The organism is Saccharopolyspora tripterygii, from assembly GCF_054778355.1.
On sequence record NZ_BAAGZP010000018.1, the window covers coordinates 39185 to 65168 of the forward strand.

General features: G+C 67.8%; 29 protein-coding genes and 4 tRNA genes. 14 read left to right on the forward strand and 19 right to left on the reverse strand.

The genetic code is table 11. The annotated features are described in order from the left end of the window. Positions 1 to 787: 787 nt before the first annotated feature. The 3 genes from ACYVF3_RS14025 to ACYVF3_RS14035 form a co-directional block, all read right to left on the reverse strand. Positions 788 to 1741: a hypothetical protein gene (locus ACYVF3_RS14025; protein ID WP_406689264.1), complete on the reverse strand. Its 954-nt coding sequence runs from the start codon at positions 1739 to 1741 to the stop codon at positions 788 to 790. A gap of 67 nt (positions 1742 to 1808) precedes the next feature. Then, positions 1809 to 2177 carry a pilin gene (locus tag ACYVF3_RS14030; RefSeq protein WP_406689263.1) on the reverse strand — a complete coding sequence of 123 codons (369 nt, stop codon included), beginning with the start codon at positions 2175 to 2177 and terminating at the stop codon, positions 1809 to 1811. Positions 2178 to 2234: 57 nt separating this feature from the next. Continuing rightward, positions 2235 to 3029 (reverse strand): hypothetical protein, encoded by a 795-nt coding sequence (locus tag ACYVF3_RS14035; RefSeq protein ID WP_406689262.1) that lies wholly within the window; start codon positions 3027 to 3029, stop codon positions 2235 to 2237. Between the two features lie 611 nt (positions 3030 to 3640). Here ACYVF3_RS14035 and ACYVF3_RS14040 point away from each other — a divergent pair. The 5 genes from ACYVF3_RS14040 (at position 3641) to ACYVF3_RS14060 (ending at position 8260) form a co-directional block, all read left to right on the forward strand. Next, the gene (locus tag ACYVF3_RS14040; RefSeq protein ID WP_406689261.1) at positions 3641 to 4489 is read left to right on the forward strand and encodes a hypothetical protein; all 849 of its coding nucleotides are present in this window, start codon (positions 3641 to 3643) and stop codon (positions 4487 to 4489) included. Further along, on the forward strand, positions 4482 to 5264 hold the full coding sequence (locus tag ACYVF3_RS14045; protein WP_406689260.1) for a TRM11 family methyltransferase: 783 nt from the start codon (positions 4482 to 4484) through the stop codon (positions 5262 to 5264). The genes ACYVF3_RS14040 and ACYVF3_RS14045 overlap by 8 nt, the downstream gene beginning before the upstream one ends. Next, on the forward strand, positions 5261 to 6337 hold the full coding sequence (locus ACYVF3_RS14050; protein ID WP_406689259.1) for a DNA-methyltransferase: 1077 nt from the start codon (positions 5261 to 5263) through the stop codon (positions 6335 to 6337). Before ACYVF3_RS14045 ends, ACYVF3_RS14050 begins: the two co-directional genes overlap by 4 nt. A gap of 162 nt (positions 6338 to 6499) precedes the next feature. Further along, positions 6500 to 6841 (forward strand): helix-turn-helix domain-containing protein, encoded by a 342-nt coding sequence (locus ACYVF3_RS14055; protein ID WP_406689258.1) that lies wholly within the window; start codon positions 6500 to 6502, stop codon positions 6839 to 6841. A gap of 87 nt (positions 6842 to 6928) precedes the next feature. After that, complete coding sequence (locus ACYVF3_RS14060) at positions 6929 to 8260, forward strand: tyrosine-type recombinase/integrase (protein ID WP_461154657.1); 1332 nt, start codon at positions 6929 to 6931, stop codon at positions 8258 to 8260. 49 nt (positions 8261 to 8309) lie between these two features. Here ACYVF3_RS14060 and ACYVF3_RS14065 read toward each other — a convergent pair. The 4 genes from ACYVF3_RS14065 to ACYVF3_RS14080 form a co-directional block, all read right to left on the reverse strand. After that, positions 8310 to 8384: transfer RNA gene (locus ACYVF3_RS14065), tRNA-Val, on the reverse strand. A 1-nt stretch (position 8385) separates the two neighbouring features. After that, positions 8386 to 8457 (reverse strand) — tRNA-Cys (locus ACYVF3_RS14070). Positions 8458 to 8503: 46 nt separating this feature from the next. Beyond that, a tRNA-Gly gene (locus ACYVF3_RS14075) sits at positions 8504 to 8576 on the reverse strand. Between the two features lie 139 nt (positions 8577 to 8715). Further along, a complete protein-coding gene (locus ACYVF3_RS14080; RefSeq protein WP_093412952.1) occupies positions 8716 to 9141 on the reverse strand; it encodes an SsgA family sporulation/cell division regulator in 426 nt (141 codons plus the stop codon). A gap of 820 nt (positions 9142 to 9961) precedes the next feature. On the opposite strand from ACYVF3_RS14080, the gene ACYVF3_RS14085 reads away from it, so the two are divergent. The 3 genes from ACYVF3_RS14085 to ACYVF3_RS14095 all read left to right on the forward strand — a co-directional run bounded on the left by ACYVF3_RS14085 (position 9962) and on the right by ACYVF3_RS14095 (position 11027). Further along, on the forward strand, positions 9962 to 10486 hold the full coding sequence (locus ACYVF3_RS14085) for a TIGR02611 family protein (RefSeq protein WP_461154658.1): 525 nt from the start codon (positions 9962 to 9964) through the stop codon (positions 10484 to 10486). Positions 10487 to 10544: 58 nt separating this feature from the next. Beyond that, a tRNA-Val gene (locus tag ACYVF3_RS14090) sits at positions 10545 to 10616 on the forward strand. A gap of 234 nt (positions 10617 to 10850) precedes the next feature. Then, positions 10851 to 11027, forward strand: a complete 177-nt coding sequence (locus ACYVF3_RS14095) for a cadmium resistance transporter (RefSeq protein WP_461154659.1) — start codon at positions 10851 to 10853, stop codon at positions 11025 to 11027. A gap of 98 nt (positions 11028 to 11125) precedes the next feature. On the opposite strand, the gene ACYVF3_RS14100 is transcribed toward ACYVF3_RS14095, so the two are convergent. The 3 genes from ACYVF3_RS14100 to ACYVF3_RS14110 form a co-directional block, all read right to left on the reverse strand. Then, complete coding sequence (locus ACYVF3_RS14100; protein ID WP_461154660.1) at positions 11126 to 11416, reverse strand: YrhK family protein; 291 nt, start codon at positions 11414 to 11416, stop codon at positions 11126 to 11128. 148 nt (positions 11417 to 11564) lie between these two features. Then, positions 11565 to 12317 carry a MerR family transcriptional regulator gene (locus ACYVF3_RS14105; RefSeq protein ID WP_461154661.1) on the reverse strand — a complete coding sequence of 251 codons (753 nt, stop codon included), beginning with the start codon at positions 12315 to 12317 and terminating at the stop codon, positions 11565 to 11567. 72 nt (positions 12318 to 12389) lie between these two features. Beyond that, entirely contained in the window at positions 12390 to 13034 is a 645-nt protein-coding gene (locus tag ACYVF3_RS14110; RefSeq protein ID WP_461154662.1) for a class I SAM-dependent DNA methyltransferase, read from the reverse strand. A 214-nt stretch (positions 13035 to 13248) separates the two neighbouring features. Between ACYVF3_RS14110 and ACYVF3_RS14115 the strand changes: the two genes are divergently transcribed. Then, positions 13249 to 13584, forward strand: coding sequence for a DUF4288 domain-containing protein (locus ACYVF3_RS14115; RefSeq protein ID WP_461154663.1), 336 nt, complete (start codon positions 13249 to 13251; stop codon positions 13582 to 13584). Between the two features lie 101 nt (positions 13585 to 13685). Here the strand turns inward: ACYVF3_RS14115 and ACYVF3_RS14120 are convergent, their stop codons facing one another. Next, positions 13686 to 14081 (reverse strand): VOC family protein, encoded by a 396-nt coding sequence (locus tag ACYVF3_RS14120; protein ID WP_461154664.1) that lies wholly within the window; start codon positions 14079 to 14081, stop codon positions 13686 to 13688. Positions 14082 to 14149: 68 nt separating this feature from the next. Between ACYVF3_RS14120 and ACYVF3_RS14125 the strand changes: the two genes are divergently transcribed. The 3 genes from ACYVF3_RS14125 to ACYVF3_RS14135 are packed head-to-tail and all read left to right on the forward strand — an operon-like array spanning position 14150 to position 15041. Next, positions 14150 to 14641: a GNAT family N-acetyltransferase gene (locus ACYVF3_RS14125; RefSeq protein WP_461154665.1), complete on the forward strand. Its 492-nt coding sequence runs from the start codon at positions 14150 to 14152 to the stop codon at positions 14639 to 14641. A gap of 28 nt (positions 14642 to 14669) precedes the next feature. Then, positions 14670 to 14810 carry a DUF1801 domain-containing protein gene (locus ACYVF3_RS14130; RefSeq protein ID WP_461154666.1) on the forward strand — a complete coding sequence of 47 codons (141 nt, stop codon included), beginning with the start codon at positions 14670 to 14672 and terminating at the stop codon, positions 14808 to 14810. Continuing rightward, the gene (locus ACYVF3_RS14135) at positions 14811 to 15041 is read left to right on the forward strand and encodes an iron chaperone (protein ID WP_461154667.1); all 231 of its coding nucleotides are present in this window, start codon (positions 14811 to 14813) and stop codon (positions 15039 to 15041) included. It begins immediately after the preceding gene. Here ACYVF3_RS14135 and pip read toward each other — a convergent pair whose 3' ends face one another. The 4 genes from pip to ACYVF3_RS14155 form a co-directional block, all read right to left on the reverse strand. Beyond that, complete coding sequence (gene pip / locus ACYVF3_RS14140) at positions 15042 to 15998, reverse strand: prolyl aminopeptidase (RefSeq protein ID WP_461154668.1); 957 nt, start codon at positions 15996 to 15998, stop codon at positions 15042 to 15044. A gap of 327 nt (positions 15999 to 16325) precedes the next feature. Next, on the reverse strand, positions 16326 to 16697 hold the full coding sequence (locus ACYVF3_RS14145; protein ID WP_461154669.1) for a DUF742 domain-containing protein: 372 nt from the start codon (positions 16695 to 16697) through the stop codon (positions 16326 to 16328). A gap of 10 nt (positions 16698 to 16707) precedes the next feature. Next, entirely contained in the window at positions 16708 to 17133 is a 426-nt protein-coding gene (locus tag ACYVF3_RS14150) for a roadblock/LC7 domain-containing protein (protein ID WP_461154670.1), read from the reverse strand. Between the two features lie 27 nt (positions 17134 to 17160). Continuing rightward, positions 17161 to 19437, reverse strand: a complete 2277-nt coding sequence (locus ACYVF3_RS14155) for a sensor histidine kinase (protein WP_461154671.1) — start codon at positions 19435 to 19437, stop codon at positions 17161 to 17163. Between the two features lie 387 nt (positions 19438 to 19824). Here ACYVF3_RS14155 and lhgO point away from each other — a divergent pair, with 387 nt between their 5' ends. Next, the gene (gene lhgO / locus ACYVF3_RS14160) at positions 19825 to 21018 is read left to right on the forward strand and encodes an L-2-hydroxyglutarate oxidase (RefSeq protein ID WP_461154672.1); all 1194 of its coding nucleotides are present in this window, start codon (positions 19825 to 19827) and stop codon (positions 21016 to 21018) included. A 120-nt stretch (positions 21019 to 21138) separates the two neighbouring features. On the opposite strand, the gene ACYVF3_RS14165 is transcribed toward lhgO, so the two are convergent. From ACYVF3_RS14165 to ACYVF3_RS14175, 3 genes are read right to left on the reverse strand one after another with little or no spacing between them, the layout of a single operon-like run. After that, a complete protein-coding gene (locus tag ACYVF3_RS14165) occupies positions 21139 to 21840 on the reverse strand; it encodes an ESX secretion-associated protein EspG (RefSeq protein WP_461154673.1) in 702 nt (233 codons plus the stop codon). 4 nt (positions 21841 to 21844) lie between these two features. Then, positions 21845 to 22231, reverse strand: a complete 387-nt coding sequence (locus ACYVF3_RS14170) for a phage holin family protein (protein ID WP_461154674.1) — start codon at positions 22229 to 22231, stop codon at positions 21845 to 21847. A 53-nt stretch (positions 22232 to 22284) separates the two neighbouring features. After that, a complete protein-coding gene (locus ACYVF3_RS14175; protein WP_461154675.1) occupies positions 22285 to 23241 on the reverse strand; it encodes a Ppx/GppA phosphatase family protein in 957 nt (318 codons plus the stop codon). 216 nt (positions 23242 to 23457) lie between these two features. Between ACYVF3_RS14175 and ACYVF3_RS14180 the strand changes: the two genes are divergently transcribed. After that, positions 23458 to 24504 carry an LLM class F420-dependent oxidoreductase gene (locus tag ACYVF3_RS14180; protein WP_461154676.1) on the forward strand — a complete coding sequence of 349 codons (1047 nt, stop codon included), beginning with the start codon at positions 23458 to 23460 and terminating at the stop codon, positions 24502 to 24504. Between the two features lie 102 nt (positions 24505 to 24606). Here the strand turns inward: ACYVF3_RS14180 and ACYVF3_RS14185 are convergent, their stop codons facing one another. Next, positions 24607 to 25920 carry an MFS transporter gene (locus ACYVF3_RS14185; RefSeq protein WP_461154677.1) on the reverse strand — a complete coding sequence of 438 codons (1314 nt, stop codon included), beginning with the start codon at positions 25918 to 25920 and terminating at the stop codon, positions 24607 to 24609. Positions 25921 to 25984: the final 64 nt, after the last annotated feature.

Sequence of the window (25984 nt, forward strand, 5' to 3'; positions counted from 1 at the left end):
TGCGCTGCACGTTCAGCGGGAGCTGGTACTGCCCGTCCCGGCCGACCCGGGGCTTGTTCTCCGGCCACTCGCCATCGGCGGGCAACTTCGTCTGTCGCTCCCGGGTCGCTGGACGGATCGGTTTCGGCAGCTCCGGGGGTGGCGCGGGTCGCCGCACGCGCTGCACCTCGATCGGCAGCCGGTATTGCCCGTCGCGGCCGAGCCGGGGCTTGTTTTCCGGCCATTCCCCGTCGCGCGGGAATTCCAGTTGCCGGCCACGCGGTTCCGTCGAGGACTTCCGCTCCGGGGGTGGTTCCGGAGCCGGTTTCGGCTTAGGTTGCCGCTGGACGTTCAGCGGTAGCTGGTATTGCCCGTCACGGCCTAGTCGTGGCTTGTTTTCCGGCCACTCGCCATCCAACGGAAGCTCCAACTGTTTACCCTGCGGGGCTGGGCGAGAGCGCGAGGACGGTTGCGGCGCCGGTCGCCGCTGGGTGGGTTTCCGCGTTCTTTTGACGTTCAGCGGGAGCATGTACTGGCCGTTGGAGGTGGCCCGCGTTGTGGCATACGGGTCCGGCGGGTCGGCCGATTTCTGACCGCCACGGGAACGAGGGGTCTTTCCGCCGCCGCTGCCCATCCCCTTGAGGAGACCGAAGGTCTTGTAGGCGATGAGCCCTCGGACGAGACTGCCGACTAGAGAGCGGCCTCCGCCGCCGCGCAGAGATCCAAGAATCCAGAACGGAATCTTGATGAGGACATAGCACAAGGCGAGTGCAACCAGAAACTGAATCACAGCGCTTCCCCCTTGTTGTTAGTTGAACAGCGTGATGCCGCCGGGCCAAAAGAAGAGCTTGATCGCCGCAACCAAGGCGAGCGATTGACCAACTTGAATGGCCATCACCCCGGCGAATGCTTTCCACCACCAGAACGCGATACCTTCGGTTTGCGGAAGCGCGTGACACATAAGCAAGATCGGGGCTGCCGCGAGCAAAATGATGGTCAGCGTGATACGGACGATGTACGTCAGCAAAACCGCGACGAGCATGACGATCAGCGCCAGAGCGATAAAGATGACGAACAGCCCACCCCCATCGAGATCACGCATCAAGGTGTCACGCATGGCACGCCCCGCAATTTCCGGACTCACCCCATCTCCCAAGATTTCTCGCGAGAGCGCGTTACCGATTTCGATCACCTTGCCGCCGAAAAATAGCGACAGGTTGGACGCGAGGAACCCGACAATCACCCGGGGAAGGATTTCCTTGATGGAATGCCGGGCCTGCAATGTTTCGTGGGCCATGACGATGATGCCCGCGGCCAGGATGAGAGTCGCGTAGACCGCGATGACGATCTGCTGCGAGCTGCCCCATATCTGTCCCATGACCGGCAGTTGGTCCAGCGGAGGAGTCACCAACAGCGACTTCGCGAGCAGGTCCAGCAGGCTGTTCAAACCGGGCGTGACCAAATCGCGGAAGAACGACTCGATCGCGTCCGACACGCAGGCCGGAATGTCGGTGATCCCGCACGACGACCCCTGGGCCGGAGCTTGACTGGGGTTCGATTGATTTCCGGGCGGCTGGTTCGCCGGTAGCACCGGAACGGGTTGGGGAATGCAACTCGGCCCCTGGCACGGCGGCGGAGGAGGCGCGGGAACGGGTCCAGACGGGGCGGCAGGTGGTTGCGGGGCGGGCTGGGCGCTCGCGGCACCGGTGCAAGCCAGCCCCGCCACCGCCACCGCCACGACGAGCACCAGCAAGGCGGTCACCGCGGTACACACGCGGCCCACGCGGTGGCCCGCCCCTGAGGTGGAATACGCGGTGGCCGACATGGGATCAGGCCCCCACGATTCCGCGCAGGATCTCCACGACCAGCGGCGCCAGCGCCGCGAGCGCGTAGCCGAACCCAGCGGACTTGAAAGACAGCTTGGCCTTCTCGATCTCGCCAGGGTCACCGTTGGCCAGCACGTAGCGGACCCCGCCGATAGTCAAGAAGACCGTGGCCAGCAGGGCGAGCAGACCCATGATCCAGTTGCGGATGTTGTTGAGGACGTCGTCGATCGTGCGGGCCAGCGCGACGACGTGGGTGGTCTCGGCGACCGCGGGCATCGAGATCGCCAGCAGGCCGACGGCGGCAATCCCGGCGATCATCAGCAGCCGGAGAGCACCGCGCCGGGACAAGCATGGGGTGAACGAGAAGCGCATCAGAGAGACCTCCAGACAGCGCGTGCGAGGCAGCGGGAGCGCGAAGCGGGGTAGGGCTCACCCGCGTCCCTGAAGTCCGGAATTTGGGGGCTGATTCGCCACCTCGTCCCCAACTTTTTTCGCTACGTTCTGTGACTGACTCTCGTCGCCGGCCACCTCGTTGGAGGACTGCCACGTCATGGCCACGGCGCCCGTTGGGTCGCCGTCGTCTGGGTTGGTGTCGGACTCGGCCAGCCACGCGGCGAGGCGGTTCTCGGCCTTGCGCCGATGCTTGGCCAGCGTCTTGTAGGTCAGCCCTGGCCGGCGGGGCCAGTCGGCCAGCTCGATGCCTTCCAGACGGGTCGCGCCGATCAGTTCGGCCTCGGTCCGGGTCAGGACTCCGGCCTCGACCGCCCGAGCCAGGACCAAGTCCGGATGACCGGACGGGGGCTTGGGTTCGCTGGAGTGAAACCCCGGCGGCTTCGGGGTCGGCCCGTCCATCCCGTCCAGCAGTGCACGGTGCCCGGCGCGGTAGGCGGCCCACCGCAGCCGGACCGTGATCCGCCCCTCAGTGAGATCCACGGTCCGGAGTGCGTCGAGGACCCCCCGAAGGATCTCGGCGTGGATGTCGCTGGGGTCGTCGGCGTAGCGCTCGGTCAGCCGGGCGGCCAGCGAGGTCAGCATCGGCAGCGCCAGACCGACCGCGGTGATCGTCCACGTGCCGCCCTCGATGCGGGCGCGGCTGATCACATGCGCCCACACCTGGTCCCACACCCGGCGGGGGCAGCGCTGGTCCAGCAGCAGGTCCCGGAGTTCGTCGACCGGGATGATCCGGCCCGGAAGGTGGTCGAACAGGCGACCATCCACAGCCACTGGGTGATCCCCCGCGGTCAGCCATCTGAACGCGTCACGGGCGGCATCCAGCGGGTTGCCCCGGCACTCTTCGTGCTCGGACTGAGCAGTGAGAGCCATTGCTCGGCTCCTCTCGAACGGCGGTTGATGACGCCGCCGAGAGGGCCAGGCGCAGAACAGCGCAGCGCACGGTTGTGCACTAAGACGAAACTAAAATGATCTTCGTGTTCCGGAACAGGAAGATCATCATCTGGTCAACTTGAAGATCGCACCCCAAGCGAGCAGCAAGCCTGTGCGCTGCGGCGTTAGTCAGACGCTGTTCCTTTGCTGTCACTGCGCCCAGGCGGAGGAACGGAACAAGAAAAAGGATCTTGAGAAACGTCCGGGGCGATCTTGAACAGTCCCACCGCGCGCTCTGCTGGCCCGCTTTCAATCGGCGTGACGGTTGATCTTGCGCAGCCCTCCTCCAGATCAACTAGTGGGTAGTGGTGTCGACGAAGCCAGTGACGCTAGGTGTCCGCTCCGGTTGAGGAGTCGTCAGAAAAAATCTTGGAAGCCGGTGGCGAATCGGGGCCGTTTTCGCGGACTTCAGGGGTGTCCTTGCCCAACGCGACCGATCACCGGAGCACGCGATGTCTGTCCTCCCGATGCCGGAGGTACCGCCTCCTGACACCCCCGACGGCCACGGGCCAAACCCCTGCGTCGGGTCGGTCCGCGAACCACGCCGCGAACGCACCGGCCCGCCGGTGTCGGCGACGGTGCGGCTGTGTCTCGTCGACCCCGCCGCGGACGCCGACGAGATCGTCACCGCCGCGGTCTCGATGATCAGCACCACCTACACCGCGCCCGGCGACAGGATCATGCTCGCCGCCCCCGAGGCACCCGCGACGGGTTCGAGCCGGACGCGTCGGGACCGGCTCGTGGAGTCCGTCCTCCGACTCGGCCGCGGCGCGACCACTGGTCCGGACTTTCGGCCTCACAGCGATCACGAGTTCGCCGCGGCGGGTGGGGGGCTGCCCGGCGCCCGGGGGTCCGGGTCCGGACTCGGACCCCGGCCCGGCGACGTCGCCGAGCCGGTCGCGAACCTGACCGACCAGAAGTCCCTCGGCGAGTCGTTCGGTCCGGGTTCCGACGGCTTCGCGTTGATCATCGCGGGCTGGTCCGACCAACCCGCAGACCCGTTCGCGATGGCCGACTGGGCACCGCTGCTCGCCCCTGCCGGCACCGTCGTCGTACTCACGCACAGTAGCAATCAGCGCCAAGCAAGAATCAGCCATTCGGGGCAGTTGTCGCGTGCCGCGGCGCTGGCCGGATTGATCTTGACCGACCGGCTAATCCTGGCCCACCAACCCCCGTCGCCCCCTCGGCCGACTACCCGGCGCAGCCGGAGGGAGATCGCCCTCGGCGGCCACCGCCGCATCCACACCACCGCCAGCGTCTTCCGCCGCTCGCCCCCGTCTCCGGAGGTCCGCCATGCCTAAGACCCGCCTGCGTCCCGGCAGTGTCTGGGACACCGGCCGCACCACCCCACCCCGGCAGATCGCGGACAGGCACGTCGGAGCCACCCGCGCCGACACCGCACTCACCTCGGACGTCGCGCGGCAGATCATCACCACCTACACCGCCCCTGGCGACGCCGTCTGCGACCCCAACCCGGGACCCGGACTGATCCTGGCCGAAGCCCTCCGGGCGGGCCGAGACGCAATCGGCCTGCCCACCGAGCCATGGTGGGAATCCGCCCTGGAAGCCAATCTCGACCTCGCCCGCCTAGCCGGCCCGGTCGGCTCCGCGACCCTGCTGGACAGCGTCGATGACCCCCGCGCCGCCAAACTGCCCGGCGCCGTCGACCTCGTGCTCACGGGACTGCGGCACACCCCGCGCAGCGACCCAAGCCGGGTGTTGGTGGGGCTGTATGAGGACTTGGACGCCGTCGCCGACTGGGTTTGGCCCGCTGGGCACATCGTGGTCACCTGCCGCCCCTGGCGCCGCCTCGGAAAGCTGCTCGACCTACCCGGCAAGATCCACGACGCCGCGGACGCGATCGGTCTCGTCCCCGCCGACCATTGCATCGCGCTGACCGCAACTATTCGGGGAAACCGGGTGCGCCCGAGAATCGTCAGCCGCGCGGGAAACCTCCCGGAAAACACCGACATTCACGGCCGTACGACAACCATCTCGGCGCATCTTGACGTGCTGGTTTTCCGCCTCCCCACCAGCGCAAGTCGTAAAAAAACTCCGCAGCGAGGTGTCGCGTGAACAGGCTCTACTATCGTGACGAGACCATCGAATTGCATCTTGGCGACACCCTTCAGGTCATGGCATCACTTCCCAGCTCTTCGGTGGATTGTGTCGTCACCTCGCCACCCCACTGGGGATTGCGCGATTACGGAACCGCAGTTTGGCTCGGCGGTAACCCTGAGTGCCGACACACCTTGGGGACAACACCCCATCAACGCCGGACCACCAAGAAGCAGACATCCTCGTGGCCTCATTCGAGCATGAACAAGAACTGCAGGAAGTGCGGCGCTCTTGCGCACGATCGACAATATGGTCTGGAGCCGACGATCGATGACTACGTTGATCGCCTGCGAGCGGTGAGTGCGGAAGTCTGGCGCCTTCTCACACCACGGGGAACTTACTGGCTCAATGTCCGGGACAGTTTCAGCTACCACAACAGCGGCACAGGAAACACGCGCAGAAACACGCCCGACGCAGCCTCCGCAGTGGTGCGCCACAAAAGTCTCATGGGTATTCCGTGGCGGACTGCCCTAACTTTGCAACAAGATGGCTGGATCATTCGCAACTCGATTGTGTGGCACAAACCCAACGCCATCCCTGATCCGTCATCAGATCGGTTCTCCTCGCGCTACGAGATGGTTTTCCTCTTGGTCAAGCAGCCGGACTATTACTTCAACGCAGCCCACGCAGTCGAACCATTGTCACCGAACCGTCCGGATCATCGGAAGAACCATCGCGGAGGCAACAAGCCGCACACAATCCGATCATCCTGGCAACCGCGAGGAGGCGGGAAGAACGTCGGAGACATCTGGTCGATATCCACGCGACCACTACCTGAAGCGCATTGCGCTCCTTTTCCGATCGACCTTCCAGAGCGTTGTATTTCGGTCGGCTGCCCTGAAGATGGCGGTGCCCTTGACCCCTTCTCGGGAGCAGGAACTACCGGCCTCGCCGCCCGACGACTGGGCCGATCTTTCCAGGGAATCGATCTGCGGGCCGACTATCACGACATCTTCCTGCGGCGACTCCACCAACAGAACGGGCGCACCGAGCTCTCCAACGAAAAGAATCCGGGAGCCAACGTTGCTTGAAGTCAAGCTGTGTAGCACCAGCAACGTGGGTTTTCCTCCAACACGACGGCGTAGCCGGACGGCCGTGCAGTGGTGTGTGACACGGGAGTCGCGACTCAATCCCATCCGCCGGCGTTACGCTTCCCGCCGCGATGCTCGCGACGGGGTTGAGGGGGCTGCCACATGAACCCGCACGATCCGCTCGCCGATGCTGCTACTCCAGATGCTGACACGATCCCCGCAGCGACCGAACTCGCCTCGGCAGCTCGTGAACTAGCTGACGCCGTCCGCGCACTGGCCGAACAAGCGCCGCATGACCCCGATGCATTGCTCACCGCAGAACAGCTCGGAGACCTCCTGCGGCTATCACCACGCACGCTGAAGGAGCAGGCAGCAGCCGGGCTAATCCCGCACCGCAGGTTCGGCAAGCATTACCGGTTCAGCCGCGAGGACGCCGCAGAAATCGTAAGGCTCGCCAGGAAACCCCCCACGCCTCAGGGGAGGAAGGGGTTTCGGGCGGCCTGACCCGGGCACAGCCCCACACAAATGTCCGCCCCGACAGATCTTGCCCGGGCGGCCACACAAAGGAAAAGAGCAAGGAAGGAAGTGGTCATGGCCTACGGCCAACGAGACGACAGTGGAGGATGGCGCGCCCGGTACAAGCGCCCTGACGGAACATTGGGCAGCAAGTCCGGGTTCCCCTCCGAGAGAGCAGCCGAGAACTGGGGCAACGAGCAGGAAGCACTGATCCGCAGACACATGTGGATCGACCCTCGTGATGGCGAGACGCCGTTCGGCACGTTCGCACGCGAGCTCCTTGATGCTTTGGCGCCACGGCTGGAGCCCAGCACTCTCGCCAAGTACAAGTCCCACCTGGATTCGCAGCTCCTACCGCAGTGGTCCGCGTGGCCGCTGATCGGGATCTTCAACAACTACGTGGAGATCGAGAAGTGGGTGTCGGAGCTGCACGAAGACTACGCGGAATCGACCGTGGCGTCGGTTTTCGCGACGTTTTCCACGATGCTGAACGCAGCCGTCAGAGCTCGTTGCATGCCCGCCAACCCGTGCTCAGGTATCCGAGTCACCTCAGGCGCCTATGAGTCAGACCGGCTGGTCGCGAACCCAGTCCAAGCTCTCCGAGCCGCCATGCGCCTGCACCACACCGCTGGGCTGTCGGGAGTTGTCCTCTGCCTCATGGACCTCTACACCGGGGCACGCTGGAGCGAGCTGGTCGGACAGCAACGTCATGAGTACGACCGGGAAAACCGAGCAATCTGCATCCAGGAACCGCTCAAGGAGATCGGTGGGCACCTGTTCAAAGGGGGCCGCCGAGTGGGTCCTGGAGGCGAGCTCGAAGGAATCCCAGCATCGGCTTCCCAGCGTCCGAAGCGACGGGGAAGGGCGGCGAAGAGGGGACGAACGAAGAGCCCGGCCGGGACCCGGTGGGTACCGCTGCCACCTGGTATCGCCACGGCGTACGAAACGCTGATGCACTCGCACGACAGCCCCTGGGTGTTCTGCACCCCGGACCGAGCACCACTTCGCCGGTCGAACTTCCGGCAACGCTGTTGGCGTCCCGCTTGGGACGGAGTGCGGCCAGACGAGCCCCGTCACAGTAGGCACGCCCCGGCGATCTTGTCCGATTTCAGCTTCCACGAAGGCCGACACAGCCACAACACGTGGATGACCGAGGACGGGGTGCCCGAGGTCGCTCGCCGAGCCCGACTTGGGCAGAAGATGAAAGGCATTGCCCGGGTCTACGACCACGTCACTCCGGCGATGACCGAAGACCTACTTCAGTCGTTGGAGACGCGTTGGGTGAAATCCGTCGCCTCGCTGTCGGTCGCTGAACGGGCGCAACTCCTGCTGTGGATCCCGCGGCTTCGAGCCAGTCTGGCCACCGATGAAGACCTAATCGCCATTTCATCGCCATTCGCAAGCTAAAACGGCCCCGCCCCATGGAGGAGCAAGGCCGCTGACCTGCATTAAGAATTGGTGCGCGATACTGGGATTGAACCAGTGACCTCTACCGTGTCAAGGTAGCGCTCTCCCACTGAGCTAATCGCGCGAGGCGGAGGCGGGAATCGAACCCGCGTACAGGGCTTTGCAGGCCCTTGCCTAAGCCACTCGGCCACTCCGCCGGACTCCGCATCCATGCCCAAGCCGGCTGGAACGCCAGAGAACCAGAGCGGATGACGGGACTCGAACCCGCGACCCTCACCTTGGCAAGGTGATGCGCTACCAGCTGCGCTACATCCGCCTGCTGCGACATCCTGGCCCGGTGTCCCCGGGCCCGTCCGCCGCGTTGCACAGTGAACTCTAGACCACGCCCAAGATCGGGATCAAAGGGGGGTCCGCACCTCGCCCGGCCGCAGCCGGGCACAGCGACTTCGGCCTGATCAGCCCATGTCGAAGGGCAGCAGGCGGGTGAGCGCGTCGTCGACGTCGACCCACAGGTTCTCGTTCCCGGGGACGACCACGTCGTAAGTGCGGTCCAGGAAGTCGGCGAGCTCCTGCGCGGAGGCCTCGAAGACGGCGTGCCCGGACGGCGAGCTCAGCTCGATGGCGACGACCTCGGGGTCGTCGACCGCCGGGCGGATCGTCACGTCGCCCTCGCCGGCGTGCGCGATCAGACCGTCGGCCAGAAGGTCGCGCGCGAAGACCCACTCGACCCACCCGGCGCGGCCGGTGCGGAACGCGGCCACCACGGCGTAGGGATCCTGGGTGTCGTAACGGAGTTCGACCTGGACCGGCACTGCGGGCGCTTGCGGAGCCAGCAGATCGAACACGGCCGTAGAACGGAGTGTCACGTGATCATTACGCATTGTCCTCCCCTTCCTGCTCCCCCCGGTCCGTTTATCGACCGAGCAACACAGTTGTGACGCCTCATCGGGCAGATTTACTCGCGACTCCCGCATAGATCACCCGGACGGGGCATGCCCGACTTCGCTGGGCGATCAAGCGAGTGCACTCCGTGGTCGAAACTCCAGGGTCGAGGTGGTCGCCGGTTCCGGCCGATCCTCTTCCGATCGGACGGGCCCGTCGCCCACGCCGGAGACTCGATCCGTCGCGAACTCTTCCCGATCAGAGCGGCCGGCCCAGAGGACCCGCCTCGCCCAGTGACCCACCGTCGCTACTGTCCGTAACTAGGTGGACTGTGTCCGAGCCCGGTCTGCAGATCGGTCGCTCACGCCCGGTGAATCCTCCTCATGCGTACCCGCTGACCTCTGGGTTCACGCTTCGCAGGGTTCGCCTGACGTGACTCAAGAATAAGCGACGAAGGCCCTTCGCATTTTCCCGAAAACGCCCTCGATGAGATGTCCACCACGAGATGTCACCGGTTCGGGCTAATCGTTCTCACCGCGTCGGTTACAGCGCACGCACGACACCGAACGCGCGGTCGAGAGTCGGCTCACAGTGTGACCAGGATCGAAAGCTCGCGACAGAGTCCAAAGACCCGGCTCAGGACGAACCGGACGATGATCCCAGTCACAATTGAGTCACAGCCCCAGGCGTCGAGCACCCGTCTGTCCGCTTGACAGCAAGACACTGTTTACCCGGCGAGGGCACAATTGCGCGCTGCCGACACACCGGCGCGTGTGACCCAGTGCACCGCCTGACACCTACCGCGACCGTATCCTGAGCGTGCGAACCCGACGAACGGCTCCGAGGTGGACAGCCCTGAACGACAAAGCCGAGCCGGAAGCCCGAACCACCGGTGCGGATCCGGGCAGCCACGAGCAACCCAAGCACCCGCGCCTGCACGCGCTGCGTGAGCGCCTGCACGGCTACCGCGAGCACGTCCGCCGCCGCCCGACCCTGAACCTCACCTACCGGATCGTTCTGGGCGTGCTGGGCGCGACGGTCCTGCTCGCAGGGATCCTGATGATCCCGTATCCCGGCCCGGGCTGGCTGGTGGTCTTCGCGGGCCTCGGCATCCTCGCCACCGAGTTCGACTGGGCGCACCGGGTCAACAACTTCGCCAAGCGCCACTACCAGCGCTGGGTGCAGTGGCTGGGCCGCCAGAACATGGCCACCAAGCTCACGATCATGGCCACCACCGGCCTCGTCGTCGTGGTGACGCTGTGGCTGCTGGGCATGTTCGGCACGATCGGAGGCTGGCTCGGCCTGCGCTGGACGTGGTTGGCCTCCCCCCTGTTCGGGCCTTAGAAACGATCGTGTATTGTTCCTCTCGTTCGCCTCGCACGGCGAATGAACAACAGAACAAGGGCGATTAGCTCAGGGGGAGAGCGCTTCGTTCACACCGAAGAGGTCACTGGTTCGATCCCAGTATCGCCCACGTTGAAGAATGGTCCCGACCAGCGCGGTCGGGATCATCTTTTTGTCGACACCCGCAATTCCCGCTCGCATTGCCTGAAGTGGTGGCTCTCCGGAGCTCGATTCCCGGTTCGGAAGAATCGGCCGGTGGTGCGTTCTCCGTGGCGGCGGTCAGTATCTGGGTTTCGGGGCGATCCTTGCTGCCGCCGTCATCGGTGCCCTCGGTGGTGGCCCGACGACGTGGGCGGTCGCCGCGGTGACGTTGGCCAACGGCGGGGACAACATCGGGGTGTACGTCCCCGTGTTCGCCACCGCCGGGTCAGGTGGGCTGGCCGTGTTCGCGGTCGTGTTCCTCGCGCTGGTGGCGGTGTGGTGCGCTGCGGGCCGGTACTTCGCCACACGGCCCGTGATCGCTCGATCCCTGTCGCGCTAGGGCCACGTCGTGCTGCCCGCGGTCCTGATCGGCATCGGACTGGTGATCCTCGTCGAAGGCGGTGCTTTCGGGCTCTGAGACGTGACGGCGAGCCGGGGCTAGAAGTCCTGGTCCGATTCGTGTCCGGCCGCGTGGTGGAGGCGGCGCAGGTGCACCTGCCGGATCATGCGGATGGTCGGGCGGATCGCCAGTTCGACGCTGCCCAGCAGGAACATCCACGTGCCCAGGGTGAACATCGCGGGCTGGAAGAACATGACGCTGCCTGCGATGAACCAGAGCGCGACGAGGATGTCGTTGACGATGCTGACCGTTTCGTAGCGGTGGCGGAGCAGCAGTTCTCCGTGGCCGATGTGCCATCCGCCGGGCGTGGAAGCAGTGGGATCGCTCATGCGGCCGAGTATCGAGCGGACGTGCGGGTCCCGCGAGAGCACATCCGCCCCGGACGTGCACGCCTCACCCGGCGCGCGCACCGCTGCCCACTAGGCCGGGAGATGAGAACCGCTGAATTGCCAGCGGTTCTCATCTCCCGTCCGTCGGTCACTCCAGGTTCTCGTCGGCGTAGACCGCCATGGCGTCGCGGACCAGGCCGACGGCCCCCTCGCCGTGCTTGTCGTAGTTCTGACCGAAGCGAGGGTCGTCCACGTACATCTGGCCGAGGTTCTTGAAGTATTCGCGGCTCGGCGGACCGGCCGCGAGCGCGAGCCACTCGCAGTGCCTCGCCGTGATGGCCTGGACCTCGGCGCTGTCCGCGGTCAGGCCGTTGCGGTGCGCCTCGCCGTAGTCGGCCGCGATCCGCTCCTGGGTCTGCTGGAACTCGCGCTTGTCGTCGTCCGACAGCGAGCTCCACCAGCGGTCGCCCCGCTCGTAGGCGTTGCGGCCCCACCGCTCGATCACCTCGTCGCGGTACTGGGTGTGGTCGAATCCGTCGAGGACGTCATCAGGCATCAGGGGCTCCCCTCTCTCCAGCTTGCCGAGCGTCGTGCTGACCGACGCGATGCGGCGGGTCAGCTGCTGGTGCTCCTGCTCCAGCAAGCCGAGGTGGGTGTGCAGCGCGGAGACCGCGTCCTGCTCCCCTTCGAGGACCTCGGCGATGGCGCTCAAGCTCAGACCGAGCTCGCGCAGCAGCAGGATCCGCTGCAACCGCACGAGAGCGTCCTGGTCGTAGTAGCGGTGGCCGTTCGATCCCACCCGGGTCGGGGGCAGGACACCGACGTCACCGTAGTGGCGCAACGTCCGGCTGCTGACCCCCGCTGACTGAGCGACTTCCTGGATCGGCCACTCCACCGCCATCACCTCCTCGACCTCGACGGAATCGACGCTAGGCGTTGACGTCGCGTCAACGTCAAGCCGCGATCCCCCGGTCTACGACTCCGTCGTGCGCGTCGCCAGCGGCTTGCGGGCGAACAAGATTGCGCCCGGTCTCGGGCCGTCGGGACTCAGCAACTGCTGGGACTCCAGTGCGAAGTCCGCACCGCGGAGCCAGTCGGACACCTGGGACGGCCGGCGCTGGTAGCCCTGCGCCTTCGAGGGGTACGCGCCGGTGCGCTCCACGCCATCACCGACGTGGAATCCGATCGCCAGCACCCCGTCAGGCCGCAGGACCCGGTGGAACTCGGCGAGCACGTCCGGCACCGTCTCGTCCGGGATGTGGATCAACGACCACCACGCGAGCACACCGGCCAACGAGGTGTCGTCGAACTCCAAACGGGTCATCGACCCGACCTCGAACCGACCTCCGGGGTGCTCGCGCCGGGCGATCTCGATCATCGCCGGTGACAGGTCGATGCCGACCGAATCGACGCCCAGCTCCCGGAGGAAGGTGCTGGTGCGCCCTGGCCCGCAGCCCACGTCGGCGACCGGTCCACCACCGCTCGCGCGGATCAGGTCGGCGAACAAAACGACTCCCGCGCGAACGTGGAGCAGCCTGTCGAGCAGGTCGCGGGTTTCGTCGGCATAGCTCGACGCGATGCTGTCGTAGGCCTCCCGCGTCTCGTCCAACCACCTCATCGGCGAACAGTAGCCCGTTGGTGCCGCCGGCACCGGCAGGACCGTCGCCCGGCCACCTCCCGCTCGACACCCCTGCGAGGGCACATCCCACGCACGCACCGGCTCGTGACGTCATCGCTCGTTTCACCGCGCTGGGGCCGATCCCGCAGGAAGCCCCACCCGTCTCCGGGTTCAGCCGGATGTCGGCGAGCGCCCCTCGAACGACAATGCGGACATGGCAGACCAGCAGATGTTCGTGGCCGCGCTCCTGTTCGAGTCGACGTCCCCAGCGCCCGGTTATCGGCCGCTCTACCGGGAAGATCTGGTCGTGCTCCACGCCAACTCGATCGACGATGCGGAGACCGCGGCGGAACGGCACGGACGCGATCAGGAGACCTCGCACGAGAACGCGTTCGGGGACACGATCACGAGCCGGCTCCTGGAAGTCGTCGACGTCGCACCCGCGCTGAACGACGACCTGAGCACCACGAACGACCTCTACAGCCGTCACTTCCGCGACATCGCCGCCTACCGCCGTTTCGAACCCCGGCTCGACGGCGAGCCGCTCTGACTTGAGCCGCGGGCGGCGGGCCGGCTCACATCACGGGCGTCGGCGCGGTCCGCTGAGCGCGGCACGAGTCGGGTCAACGGGGCGATCCGTCCGGGGGCGCCTCATCCACCCGCGGGTCGCTCAACCTCCGGGAGGTCCTCAACCGACCTCTGCAGCAGGCAGAACTCGTTGTCCTCCGGGTCGGCGAGGACCACCCACGTGTCCTCCGGCGACTGGCCGACGTCCACGCGGCGGGCGCCCAGGGCCTCCAGGCGTTGCAGTTCCTCAGCCGTGGAGCGGTCTTCGGCGCGGAGGTCGAAGTGCAGGCGGTTCTTGACGGTCTTCGCCTCGGGCACCTCGAAGATGTCGATGCGCGGCCAGGAACCGTCCGCCGGGCCGATCGCGAGGCCGTCCTCCTCGCGATCGACGACGCTCCAGCCCAGGACCTCGCACCAGAACGCGGCGACCGCGTCGGGGTCGTGGGCATCGATGGCGACAACAGCGATCCGACTGGACATCCGCCGAGTATGGCCGCCCGCACCGACGGCTGCTTGCGATTGCGCCTCCCAAGCCCGATGCTGCCGGCATGGACGCGATCACCGTTCGGCCGGCTGCGGCGGGAGATGCGGTCTTCATCGAGGACATGCTCGTCGAGGCCGCCAACGCACCCAGCCACCCGGGCCGCAGCCGCGCGGAAGCGCTCGCACTGCTCGACATCCGGCACTACGCCGAAGGATGGCCTCGTGCAACGGATCTCGGCGTGATCGCGGTGGACGGTGACGCGCCGCTCGGGGCGGCCTGGTTGAGGTACTTCACCGAGACCGCTCCGGCGCACGGGTTCGTCGCGGCCGACGTACCCGAACTGGCCATCGGTGTCGAACGCGCGAGCAGGGGTCGTGGAGTCGGCCGGGCGCTCCTGCGGGCGCTGTTCGAGGCCGCCGAGCAGCGGGGGATCCTGCGCATCAGCCTCAGCGTCGAACGGGCGAATCCGGCCATCCGCCTCTACTCCTCCGAAGGTTTCGAGACGGTCGAACGCCGCGAGCACGCGGACACCATGCTGCGCGTCGTCCGGCGCTGAGCCGGGCTCGTCGTGCCAGACTCGCCGCATGGCCAGACCGACGACGATCGACGAGTACCTCGCCGGGTTCTCCGGTGAGAAGCGCGAGCTGCTGGAGCAGCTGCGGCAGCTGGCGGCGGATGCCGTGCCCGACGCGACCGAGGCGATCAAGTGGGGCAGTCCGGCCTAGGTGCACCCCTCGGGGACGATCCTGTTCGTCTTCAGCGGGCATGCCAAGCACGTGAACTTCGCGTTCACGCCGAGCACCCGCGAGGCCTTCGACGTCGACCTCACCGACTTCGAGACCGGCAAGGGCACCGTGAAGCTCCGCTACGGGCAGCCGGTTCCGGAGGAGCTGCTCCGCCGGATGATCGCCTACCGGGTCCGGGAGCACGAGGACGACGGCGTGCTGTGGATGTGATCAGCGCGCGTAGCGGTCCGTCGCCTCGATCAGGGCGTCGAGGATCCCCGGCTCGTCGTAGGCGTGCCCCGCGTCGGGGATGATCTTCAGCTCCGCCTGCGGCCAAGCGTCCGCCAGGTCGAACGCGGTGAACGGTGGCGTGATGACGTCGTAGCGGCCCTGGGCGATGGTGCCCGGGATGCCGTGCAGGCGGTGGGCGTTGGCGAGGAGCTGGCCTTCGGCGAGCCAGGCCCCGTGCACGAAGTAGTGGGTCTCGATGCGGGCGAAGGCCGCCGCGAACGCGGGATCGCCGAAGTTCTCGACCACCTCGGGCCGTGGCCGCAGGCCGATCAGGCTCGCCTCCCAGCGGCTCCAGGCGATCGCGGCACGCCCCCTGACCTGCTCGGCGGGGTCGTGCAGCATCCGGTGGTAGCTGCGCAGCACGTCGTCCCGCTCGGCGTCGGGCACCAGCGCCACGAGTTCCGCCCAGCGGTCCGGGAAGAGGTTCGCCGCGCCACCCGCGTAGATCCAGTCCATCTCGGATTGGCGGCAGGTGAACACGCCCCGCAGCACGAGCTCGGTGACGCGCTCGGGATGGGTCTCGGCGTAGGCCAGCGCCAGGGTGCTGCCCCACGATCCGCCCAGGACCAGCCAGGACTCGATGCCGAGGTGCTCGCGGATCCGCTCCAGGTCGGCGACCAGGTGCCAGGTCGTGTTGGTGCTGAGGTCGGCGCCGAGTTCTCCCGCGTCCGGGGTGCTGCGCCCGCATCCGCGCTGGTCGAACAGGACGATCCGGTAGACGTCGGGGTCGAACAGGCCGCGGTGCGCCGGCACGCAGCCGGCGCCCGGCCCGCCGTGCAGGAACACCGCGGGCTTTCCGTCCGGGTTGCCGCTCTCCTCCCAGTGGACGAGGTTGCCGTCGCCGACGTCGAGCTGCCCGGAGGCGTGGGGTTCCCGCTGCGGGTGGAGATCGCGCATGGCGCCATCGTGCCGCAGCGAATCGCGGTGTGGGAGCGATTCTCCCCGACAGCCTCCCAGTTTTGGTCCAAACTGAGCGAACATTTCGGGCACGAAAGGCGCTCGGTTTGGACTAAGGAGTCGTTTCAGAATGCGGCGGAGCCGTTGCTTCAGGTGTGGGACTCAGCCCGCACCGCCGCGGGTTCTCACACGTCGTCTGGGTGAGTACGCCGCGACGCCGTGTATTGGCATACATAAGTCGCGGCGCACGGAGCCCAGGCGGCGTGTGAGGTTCCGCTACCCGCACCGCCAAGCAAGGCGATACTGAAACGACCCCTAAAACTGGGATCACAGGCGGCGGACGCCCTCCAGGACCGCTTCCAGGAGTTTGCGGTTGGGTCTTTGGACTTGGCGAGAGGCCTTGTCGGTGACCAGATCGCCGCGGTCGATGAGGTCCGAGACCAGCACCTTGGCCACCACGATGGGTGTGTCCAGGTGCGCCGCGACCTCCGCGATGGACATCGGGCGCACGCACAACCGCAGTATCTCCTCGTGCTCGACCGAGAAGCCGCTGCGATCCGCACCGCCCCACGACGTCAGCAGCTGGGTGGCGACGTCGAGGTCCGGCCGCGCGGGGCGGGTGCGTCCGTGCACCATCGCGTACGGCCGCACCAGCGGCCCGGACTCCTCGTCCAGCCAGAGCTGGCCGTCTTCAGACATGGTGCGGCCTTCACTGCTGACGCAGCTGCGCCGCGGCGTCCACCCTCGGGGCCGAGCTCAGGTACTCGCCGACGCGGATCACCATCAGGTTCATCTCGTAGGCGATCATGCCGACGTCGGCGTTCTCGTCGCCGAGCAGCGCCATGCACGCACCCGCACCTGCCGCGGTGACGAACAGGAACGCGGTGTCCAGCTCCACGACGGTCTGCCGGACGCCTCCACCGCCGAAGTGCTTCCCGGTCTGCTTGGCGAGGCTCTGCAACGCGGAGGCCATGGCCGCCAGGTGGTCGGCGTCCTGAGGCGTCAAGCCCTCCGACCTGGCCAGCAGCAGCCCGTCACCGGAGAGCACCACGCCGTCGCGGGCGCCCACGACCCGGTTGACCAGGTCGTCCAACAACCAGTTCAGGTCGTTGTCAGAACCGATCTGTTCGCTCATTCCTGCGCTGCTCCTCGAATCGTCGGGTCAAGCTCGGTCGCGGCCGCCGGCCCGGCGGGCATCCAGGGTTCCGCGTTGGAACGCCGACATGGTGCCACGAGTCCGCTCCGGTTGGAGCGCCGCCGTGTCGTGCGCAACTCCCCCGTCGGGGTCGTCGCGCAGCTGCGGCGCCAGGCTCTGCTGGCGGTCGCGGCGCGGCAGTTCGGGCCGTTCCGCGTCGGGATCGTCCGACGGGAAGCGCGGTTCGAACTCGGCCACGGGCTCGTCGATCGCGCTCACCGGTTCGGTCCGGGCCTCGCGGACCACGGACTGCCCGGAGGCGCGTTCGAGTGCCTTCTCGGCGAGCTGCGACATGCTCGGTTTGTCGGCCTGCGCCGACTCCTCGGCGACGATGTGCGGGGGCAGCAGCACGAACGCCATCGTGCCCTGCTCCTCGGCCTCGCGGAGGTCGACCTCGATGCCTCGGCGGGCCGCCAGCCTGGCGACCACGAACAGGCCCAGCCGGGAGTCACCGCGACGCGTGATGTCCTCGAACCGCGGTGTGGTGGCCATCAGCACGTTGGCCTCGTCGCGGTCGGCCGCGCGCATGCCCAGGCCCTCGTCCTCGATCTGGATCAGCACGCCGCGCGGCGTGTCGCTGCTGTAGACCTGGACCTGCGAGCGGGGCGGCGAGTACGAGGTGGCGTTGTCCATCAGCTCGGCGAGCAGGTGGATCACGTCGCCCACGGCGGCTCCGACCAGCGAGAGCTCGGGCGCCGCGTGGACCCGGATCCGGTAGTAGTGCTCGGTTTCGGCGACCGCCGAGCGGATCACGTCGACCAGGCGCACCGGCTTTCGCCACTGCCTGCCCGGCTTCTCACCTGCGAGGATGATCAGGTTCTCGGCGTTGCGCCGGGACCGGGTGGCGAGGTGGTCGAGCTGGAACAGGCCTTCCAGCCGCTCCGGGTGCTCCTCGCTGCGCTCCATCTTGTCCAGGGTCTTGAGCTGGCGGTGCACCAGGCCCTGGTTGCGGTGCGCGATGCCGAGGAAGACCTTGTTGGCGCCTTCCTTGGCCTGGTTCTCCTTCACCGCTGCGACGACCGCGGTGTGGTGGGCGGTGTTGAACGCGTCGGCGACCTGGCCGATCTCGTCGGCGCCGTAGTTCAGCGGCGTCAGCTCAGCCTCGATGTCGAGCTCTTCGCCGTGCTCGAGCCGCTCCATCACGTTGGGCAAGCGCTCGGTGGCCAGCAGCAGGGTGTCGTCGCGCAGCCGTTCCAGCCGGCTGACGAGCACCCGGTTGACCAGCACTCGGGCGTTGCGGGCGGCCAGCAGGATGCCGATCAGCATGGCGGCGAGCGCCACCAGACTGCCGACGATCACGCCGATGAGGTGTCCGCTGGCGTTGCTGACCGCCATCAGCGCGCCCGAGCGCACCTGCTCCACGGCGATGTTCGAGAGGTCGGCGGAGACCTGCGCGGTGCTCTGGCGCCAGGCGGACTCGTTGACGTCGAAGTTGCCGGGACGCTGCGGCGGGTGCTCGATCAGCTGGTTCTCCAGCCCGTCGAGCTGGATCCAGGCGGGCCCCTCGCGCAGCCGGTCGGCGATGTCGCCCGCGCGCGCCTCGGCGGCGGGGACCTCGGCGGAGAGGGTGTTGCGGTAGGAACCGACGAGCTGGGCGAATTCGAGGTGTTCGGTGGTGCTGAACTCGCCTGCCGCGAGCGCAGCGGTGCCGATCGAGGCGGCGCGCGACATCTGGTCGGCAGCGCGGAACAGCTCGGTGCCGACGTGCCCGGCGTGGCCGCTCTCGGTGTCGGAGATGGTCTCGGTGTAGGCCTCGAACACGTCGAGCCCGGCGTCGAGGACCTGGTTGTAGTAGCCGAGGGCGTCGTTCCGGCCGACCTGACCGGTTTCGACGCGCTGCCGCTGCTTGGGCAGCTGGGCCAGCAGGCCGTCCAACGACTTGATCTTGTCCGCGATCTCCGGGGTGCTCGACTCGCCCGCGGTCCGCAGCGTGCGGCGCATCTCGCCGACGGTGCGGTCGGTCTTGGGCCGCTGAGCGGCCAGCGCGGCCGGGTCGGCTCCGCCGGAGCTCAACCGGTCCACGACGAGCCGCCGCTCCTCCTGCAACGCCGCGAAGGCGTCGGCGGTCGGGATGGCCGCGTCCCGGACTTCCGTGGCGACCATCCGGGAGTGGAACCCCTGGTAGATCGGCACAGCGGAGAACGCCAACCAGATCGCCAGCAGGATGATGCTGGGCACCAGCCCGACGCGCGTCAGGCGGGCCCGGATCGTCTTGTGCTCACTACCCGAACTGCTCCGCGTCACAGCGCCTCGTAACCGTCGAACCGGCCGCGGTTCGGCGCGTGCGCGGCGAATCGCGACTCAACTCAGCAGGGCTCCGCGACCGGGGATGCGGCGCGGAATTCGGCATCAGCATGAGCCACGCGAGCTCTGAACTCACTGCTCGTAATCAAGCCGATACCACTGTCAGCAACGAACTTCGTTCGCCCGACAGGATGAACGAACCCTAGCACAGGGTGATCTTGAGGCCGGATGAACATCGCCTCGCGCCCAGCCTCCGAGAAACGGGTGATCAGGACATTCCCCAGGGCGGTTCACCCTCGTGGAAGGCAGGTGGAGGTGGGGTGGGGAAGTTCCCATGAAAACTTCCCCACCCACCCATCCCCGCATCCGGACTAGCAGGATGGCGGCATGACCAACGACGTGGCGATCATCGGCGGCGGGATCGTGGGGCTGGCCACGGCTCACGCGCTCAGCGAGAGACATCCGGGCCACCGGATCACGGTGCTGGACAAGGAACGCCACTGGGGCGCGCACCAGACCGGGCACAACTCCGGGGTCATCCACAGTGGACTCTACTACCCGCCGGGCAGCGCGAAAGCGCGTTTCGCGCGGGCAGGCGGCGAAGCCATGTACCGCTTCTGCACCGATCACGGAATCCCGGTGCGGCGCACCGGAAAAGTGGTGGTCGCCACCTCGAACGATCAACTTCCCCGCCTGGCCGAGCTGCAACGGCGGGGTGAGGCCAACGGCGTGCAGGCCCACGAGCTGGACCTGATCGGCCTGCGCGAGCGAGAACCCCACGTGCGCGGGGTGCGCGCGCTGCTCGTGCCCGACGCCGGTATCACCGACTTCGCCGAGGTCAGCGCGAAGCTCGCGGAGCTGCTGGCCGAGCGCGGCGTCGACCTGCGGCCCGCGACCGAACTCCTCGGGGTCCGCCGCGACGGTTCCGAGCTGGTGCTGGGCACCAACCGCGGCGAGATCCGCACCCGGCGGGCGGTCAACTGCGCGGGCCTGCACAGCGACGCCGTCGCCGAGCTCGCCGGAACCACCCCGCCCGCGAGGATCCTGCCGTTCCGCGGCGAGTACTACGAGACCACCTCGTTCACCCGCGACCTGGTCAACGCGCTGGTCTACCCGGTGCCGGACCCGGCGTTCCCGTTCCTGGGCGTGCACCTGACCCGCATGGTCGACGGCAGCCTGCACGTGGGGCCGAACGCGGTGCCTGCGCTCTCGCGCGAGGGGTACCGCTGGGGCGCGGTCTCACCCCGGCACCTGCAGCGCCTCGTCACCGATCCGGGGTTGCGGGTGCTGGCCAAGAAGCACTGGCGCGCCGGAGCGACCGAGATCGCCCGCTCCGCGTTCAAACCGCTGTTCCTGCGGGCCGCCCGCTCACTGCTCCCCGACCTGCGCGGACATGATCTGCTGCCCGCCGAGGCCGGTGTGCGAGCCCAGGCCGTCACTCCGGACGGGACTCTCGTCGACGACTTCCTGGTGGTCGAGGACGAGAACTGGGTCCACGTCCTCAACGCTCCCTCCCCCGCGGCCACGGCATCCCTGCTGATCGGCAAGGACATCGCCGGGCGCCTGGAGTCCCGTGGTTGAGAGGTTTACATGAAAACTTCGACCTCACTCGGTAGGTCGGGTGGGGTAGAAGTTCACATGAGAACTTCGACCTCACTCGGTGGATCGGATGGGGTCGAAGTTCACATGAAAACTTCGAATTCACTGGTCCGACTGGGTGAGGTCTTCGAGGTATTCCTGCAGGGTCTTGCCGAGCAGGTAGGCGTCGGCCGGGGCGACCATCGTGAACGTGTCGTCCGGCGACTCCGGGATCACCGCCGACCGCCCGGTGGGCGAGTGCCGGACCTCGATGCCGTGGCGCCACCGCTGGAACCCGCCGTGCTCGTCCCGGTAGGCGACCCGCAACCAGGCCTCGGTGTCGTCGGCGCGGACGAGCAGGTCGGCCACCGCGCGGGCGTCGTCGGTGGGGACCTGGCGCTGCTTGAGCTCGTAGGCGAGCCAGTCCGCTGCCTGGTCCCGCTCGGCCGATTCCGCCCGGGCCTCGGCGAGCTCGCGGGTCGGGACCGTGACCTCGCAGCCACCGGCAGGCTCGGACTTGGGCAGGCACCCGACGAGCGCCGGCCAGGGGGCGTCGGGGCGCACGACGTCGGCGGTCACCTCGTCGCCGCGCACCCGGACCCGGATCCCACCGCCGTCGCCGACCGCGACGACCGCGCGCAGCTCCGACTCGTCCGCGGCGCGCACCTCGGCCATGCCGAAGACCGAAGCGCGGGAGAGCACCCGCGCCACGTCCCGCTCCTGTTCCGGCAGGTCACCGGGTGCGGGTGCGACGCCCAGGAATTCCGCGACCTCCGGCACCACGTCGACCAGCAGCGCGCTGAGTTCGCGCTGTCCGAACTGCACCGGCTCAGTCCTCCTGCGGGTTCGCGACGCGGCGGACGATGCCCGCCAGCGCGCTGCTGACGATGGACACGATCAGCGCGCCCCAGAAGGCCGCCCAGAAGCCGTCGACGTGGAAGGGCAGGTCCAGCTGCCCGGCGAGGTAGCTGGTCAGCCAGAACAGCAGCCCGTTGACGACCAGGCCGAACAGCCCCAGCGTCAGCACGTAGAGCAGGCAGCCGAGGGTCTTGGCGATCGGCTTGAGCACCAGGTTCACCAGGCCGAAGATCACCGAGACGGCCAGCAGCGTCAGGATCTTCGCCGTGGTGTCCTGGCCGGAGAGCTCGATGCCCGGCAGCGCGGTGGTGATCCACACCGCGGCCATCGTGATCAAGATGTGCAACACCAGTGCCACAGCGCCTCCCTAGTCGATCTACCCGAGACGCTACCGCCGAACGCGCGCGCCGGTCAGTCGAATAGCGTTCCGACGAGGTCGAGCGCGTCGGCGCGGGTGCGCGTGCGCGCTTCCAGGAACCGGTAGACCAGGCCCTGGCGCAGGCCCCACGGGCAGATCTCCAGCTCCACGAGCCCGAGCGATTCCATGATCACCTCGGCCACGATGGCCCCGGCCAGGATGCGCTTGCCCCGGCTGCGGGAGACGCCGGGCAGCTTCGCGCGCTTGCGGTGGTCGAGCTCCGCCAGCCTCGGTATCCACTCCGACAGGCGTTCCAGGCGCAGCCGGTGCGGACGGCGGACCACGGCGTCCGGCGAGCTCTCGGTGAGCACCGCGAGCTGGCGCAGCACCTTCGACAGCGCCAGCGGGTGACCGCTCTCGACCCGCCGCAGCGCCGGCGGGATCGTTTCCCGCAGCTCGCTGCGCAGCTCGGCCAGCTGTTCGGGGGTCGGCGGGTCGTCGGCGAGGAACTGCCTGGTCAGCCGAGCCGCGCCGTGCGGGAGCGAGACGACGCGGCCGGGGTCGATGCCCGTGCCGGTCGCGACGTCGATGGTGCCGCCGCCGATGTCGACCGTGGTCATCGGCCTGCCGCCGCGACCGTGCCAGCGGCGCGCCGCGTGGTAGGCCACCGCGGCCTCGTCGCGCGGGGTCAGCACGCCGATGCGCACACCGGCGGCCTCCCCGAGCCGCTTGCGCATCCGGGCGCCGTTGCTCGCATCGCGGACCGCGGAGGTCCCGTAGGCGATCAGCGCTTCCACCGGCTTGTCCGCCGAGGCGCGCACGCAGTGCCGCACGGCGCGTTCGGCGTCGGCGATGCCTTCCTCGGTGACCCGCCCGTCGGGCCGGGTGTGCTCGGCGAGCCGCGTGCGGGACTTGACGCTCCAGGTGGCGCGCGGCATCCGCGGACTGGCGAGGTCGACGATGTCGAGGCGGGCCGCCGCGGAACCGATGTCGAGCATGGCCAGCTTCACGACGCACTCACGGACTCGGTTGACGACATGCCAACAGCATGGCCGGGACGACCGTGGTTCGGGCAAATCGAACGACTGATTTTGGGACGTGAGTCACACGATGTGGCGGTACCGGCGCACTCCCCGCTGAACAGTACTCAGCGGTAACCTCGCCGGGAGAACCCGGCGGTGTCGCCGCGCGACCCCGCCTCCGCTGGACCTGGGAAGGAACGGCCGATGCGCATCGGGATGCCGCTGAACTACAGCGGAGGCTTCAAGGAAACCGTCGACGACCTGGCGACGTACGAGAAGGCCGGGCTGGACATCGTCTACGTCCCGGAGGCCTACTCGTTCGACGCGGTCAGCCAGATGGGCTTCATCGCCGCGAAGACCGAACGGCTGGAGATCGCGTCCGGCATCCTGCAGATCTACACCCGCACGCCCACCCTGACCGCGATGACCGCGGCCGGCATGGACTTCGTCTCCGACGGTCGGTTCACCCTCGGCATCGGCGCTTCCGGGCCGCAGGTCATCGAGGGCTTCCACGGCCTTCCGTACCACGCGCCGCTGGGCCGCACCCGGGAGATCGTCGACATCTGCCGCCAGGTGTGGCGCCGCGAGAAGGTCGAGCACAGCGGGAAGAACTACAACATCCCGCTGCCCGCCGAGCAGGGCACCGGTCTGGGCAAGCCGCTGAAGCTGATCAACCACCCGGTGCGCGAGCGGATCCCGATCCTCATCGCCGCGATCGGCCCGAAGAACGTCGAGATGGTCGCCGAGATCGCCGAGGGCTGGGAACCGATCTTCTTCCTGCCCGAGCGCGCCGGAGACGTGTGGGGCGAGCCGCTCGCCGCGGGCAAGGCCAAGCGCGACGCCTCGCTGCCGCCGCTGGACGTGGTCGCCCAGGCGCCGCTGGCCATCGGCGAGGGTCTGGAGGACCTGGTCGACTTCGTGCGCCCGATGGTCGCGCTCTACGTCGGCGGAATGGGCGCCAAGGGCAAGAACTTCTACAACAACCTCGCCCGCCGCTACGGCTACGAGGCCGAGGCCGAGGAGATCCAGAACCTCTACCTCGACGGCAAGAAGGACGAGGCCGCCGCGGCCGTTCCGCGCGACCTGCTGGAGAAGATCTCCCTCATCGGCACCGAGTCCCACGTCAAGGAGCGCTTGGCGGCGATGAAGGAAGCCGGCGTCACCACCCTCAACGTGACGCCCTTCGCCGGCGACGCCCCGGGCCGCGCCAAGCTCATCGAGCAGGTCAAGACCCTCGCCCAGGACGTCTGACCCGACGACGGCAGCGCAACGACGATCGGCCCGGGGCGAACCCCGGGCCGATCGGCCTTCGTGGACCTCCACGCGGCTCGTCGCGGAGACCCGTTCCCAGGTTCAGGCTTCGGCGCGCGTTCGGGGCGACGTTGTTTCAGCCGTGCGCGTTTCGCGCAGGAAGTAGGCCGCACCGAAGGTGCACAACGACATCGCCAGCAGGAACACCGAGACCGACGCCGAGGTGCCGGTGGCGGCTAGCAGCGCGGTCATGATGAACGGGGTTCCACCGCTGACCAGGATCGCCGCCAGCTGGTAGGCCAGCGACGCACCCGAGTAGCGCACCCTGGGGTGGAACAGCTCGCTGAGGTAGGCCGCCAGCGGACCGTAGGTCATGCTCTGGCCGACGCTGCCGATCACTCCGGCCAGGGCGATCAGCCAGATCGACGCGGTGTCGATCAACCAGAAGAACGGGAACGACCACAGCGCGAGGATCCCCGCGCCTAGCAGGATCATCGGGCGACGACCGAGCCGGTCGGACAACGAGCCCGAGAAGAAGATCACGAAGATGCCGGCCAGCGAGGTCAGCAGCGTGACGCCGAGCAGCTGCTGGCGGGGCAGCCCGAGCTCCCGGGTGCCGTAGTCGAGCAGGCCGGAGATCCCGATGTAGAAGAACGTGTTCGTGGCGAACAGCAGTCCGGCGCCCAGCAGCACGCTGCGCTTGTGCTCGCGCAGGACCTCCACCAGCGGAGCCTTGACGACCTGCTTCTCCTGGCGTTCCTGCAGCTCCTGGAACACCGGGGTGTCCTCGATCTTGAGCTGGATGTAGAGCACGACCGGCGCGAGCACCGCGCTGAACAGGAACGGCAGCCGCCATCCCCACGAGATGAACTCCTCCTGGCTCATCAGGGCGCCCACGCCGAGGAACGCGAGGTTGCCGAAGATGACCCCGAACGGCACGCCCATCTGACCGAACGTGCCCGCCATGCCGCGCTTCCCGCTCGCGCTGTTCTCGGTGAGCAGCAGCACGATGCCGCCCCACTGCCCGCCGACCGCGATGCCCTGCAGGAACCGCAGCGTCACCAGCAGGATCGGGGCCGCCACGCCGATGCTTCCCGCGCCGGGCAGCACGCCGATCAGGAACGTCGCGGAGCCCATCAGGATCAGGCAGGTCACGACCGCCGGTTTGCGGCCGATCTTGTCACCGAGGTGGCCGAAGACCAGACCGCCGATGGGACGGGCGACGAACCCGGCCCAGAACGTCGCGAAGGACAGCAGCACGCCGATCAGCGGTGAGGCGTCGGGGAAGAACAGCGTGCCGAACACGAGCGCGGCCGCGGTGGCGTAGATGAAGAAGTCGTACCACTCGATCGAACTCGCGATCAGCGCCGCGCCGAGCAGTCTCTTGGGGGTTCTGGGGGGCTCCTGAACAGTCATGGAAGGACTCCCTTGTCCACAGGCCGACCGACTGGTTGGTATGACTGTGATGTCGGTCTCCCCC

What these genes read in the sequence shown, in the direction of transcription:
- ACYVF3_RS14030 (WP_406689263.1), bottom strand. Translation starts at nt 2,177, where the DNA reads ATGCGCTTCTCGTTCACCCCATGCTTGTCCCGGCGCGGTGCTCTCCGG.
- ACYVF3_RS14040 (WP_406689261.1), top strand. Translation starts at nt 3,641, where the DNA reads ATGTCTGTCCTCCCGATGCCGGAGGTACCGCCTCCTGACACCCCCGAC.
- ACYVF3_RS14045 (WP_406689260.1), top strand. Translation starts at nt 4,482, where the DNA reads ATGCCTAAGACCCGCCTGCGTCCCGGCAGTGTCTGGGACACCGGCCGC.
- ACYVF3_RS14055 (WP_406689258.1), top strand. Translation starts at nt 6,500, where the DNA reads ATGAACCCGCACGATCCGCTCGCCGATGCTGCTACTCCAGATGCTGAC.
- ACYVF3_RS14060 (WP_461154657.1), top strand. Translation starts at nt 6,929, where the DNA reads ATGGCCTACGGCCAACGAGACGACAGTGGAGGATGGCGCGCCCGGTAC.
- ACYVF3_RS14080 (WP_093412952.1), bottom strand. Translation starts at nt 9,141, where the DNA reads ATGCGTAATGATCACGTGACACTCCGTTCTACGGCCGTGTTCGATCTG.
- ACYVF3_RS14100 (WP_461154660.1), bottom strand. Translation starts at nt 11,416, where the DNA reads ATGAGCGATCCCACTGCTTCCACGCCCGGCGGATGGCACATCGGCCAC.
- ACYVF3_RS14105 (WP_461154661.1), bottom strand. Translation starts at nt 12,317, where the DNA reads ATGGCGGTGGAGTGGCCGATCCAGGAAGTCGCTCAGTCAGCGGGGGTC.
- ACYVF3_RS14110 (WP_461154662.1), bottom strand. Translation starts at nt 13,034, where the DNA reads ATGAGGTGGTTGGACGAGACGCGGGAGGCCTACGACAGCATCGCGTCG.
- ACYVF3_RS14115 (WP_461154663.1), top strand. Translation starts at nt 13,249, where the DNA reads ATGGCAGACCAGCAGATGTTCGTGGCCGCGCTCCTGTTCGAGTCGACG.
- ACYVF3_RS14120 (WP_461154664.1), bottom strand. Translation starts at nt 14,081, where the DNA reads ATGTCCAGTCGGATCGCTGTTGTCGCCATCGATGCCCACGACCCCGAC.
- ACYVF3_RS14125 (WP_461154665.1), top strand. Translation starts at nt 14,150, where the DNA reads ATGGACGCGATCACCGTTCGGCCGGCTGCGGCGGGAGATGCGGTCTTC.
- ACYVF3_RS14130 (WP_461154666.1), top strand. Translation starts at nt 14,670, where the DNA reads ATGGCCAGACCGACGACGATCGACGAGTACCTCGCCGGGTTCTCCGGT.
- pip (WP_461154668.1), bottom strand. Translation starts at nt 15,998, where the DNA reads ATGCGCGATCTCCACCCGCAGCGGGAACCCCACGCCTCCGGGCAGCTC.
- ACYVF3_RS14145 (WP_461154669.1), bottom strand. Translation starts at nt 16,697, where the DNA reads ATGTCTGAAGACGGCCAGCTCTGGCTGGACGAGGAGTCCGGGCCGCTG.
- ACYVF3_RS14150 (WP_461154670.1), bottom strand. Translation starts at nt 17,133, where the DNA reads ATGAGCGAACAGATCGGTTCTGACAACGACCTGAACTGGTTGTTGGAC.
- lhgO (WP_461154672.1), top strand. Translation starts at nt 19,825, where the DNA reads ATGACCAACGACGTGGCGATCATCGGCGGCGGGATCGTGGGGCTGGCC.
- ACYVF3_RS14180 (WP_461154676.1), top strand. Translation starts at nt 23,458, where the DNA reads ATGCGCATCGGGATGCCGCTGAACTACAGCGGAGGCTTCAAGGAAACC.
- ACYVF3_RS14185 (WP_461154677.1), bottom strand. Translation starts at nt 25,920, where the DNA reads ATGACTGTTCAGGAGCCCCCCAGAACCCCCAAGAGACTGCTCGGCGCG.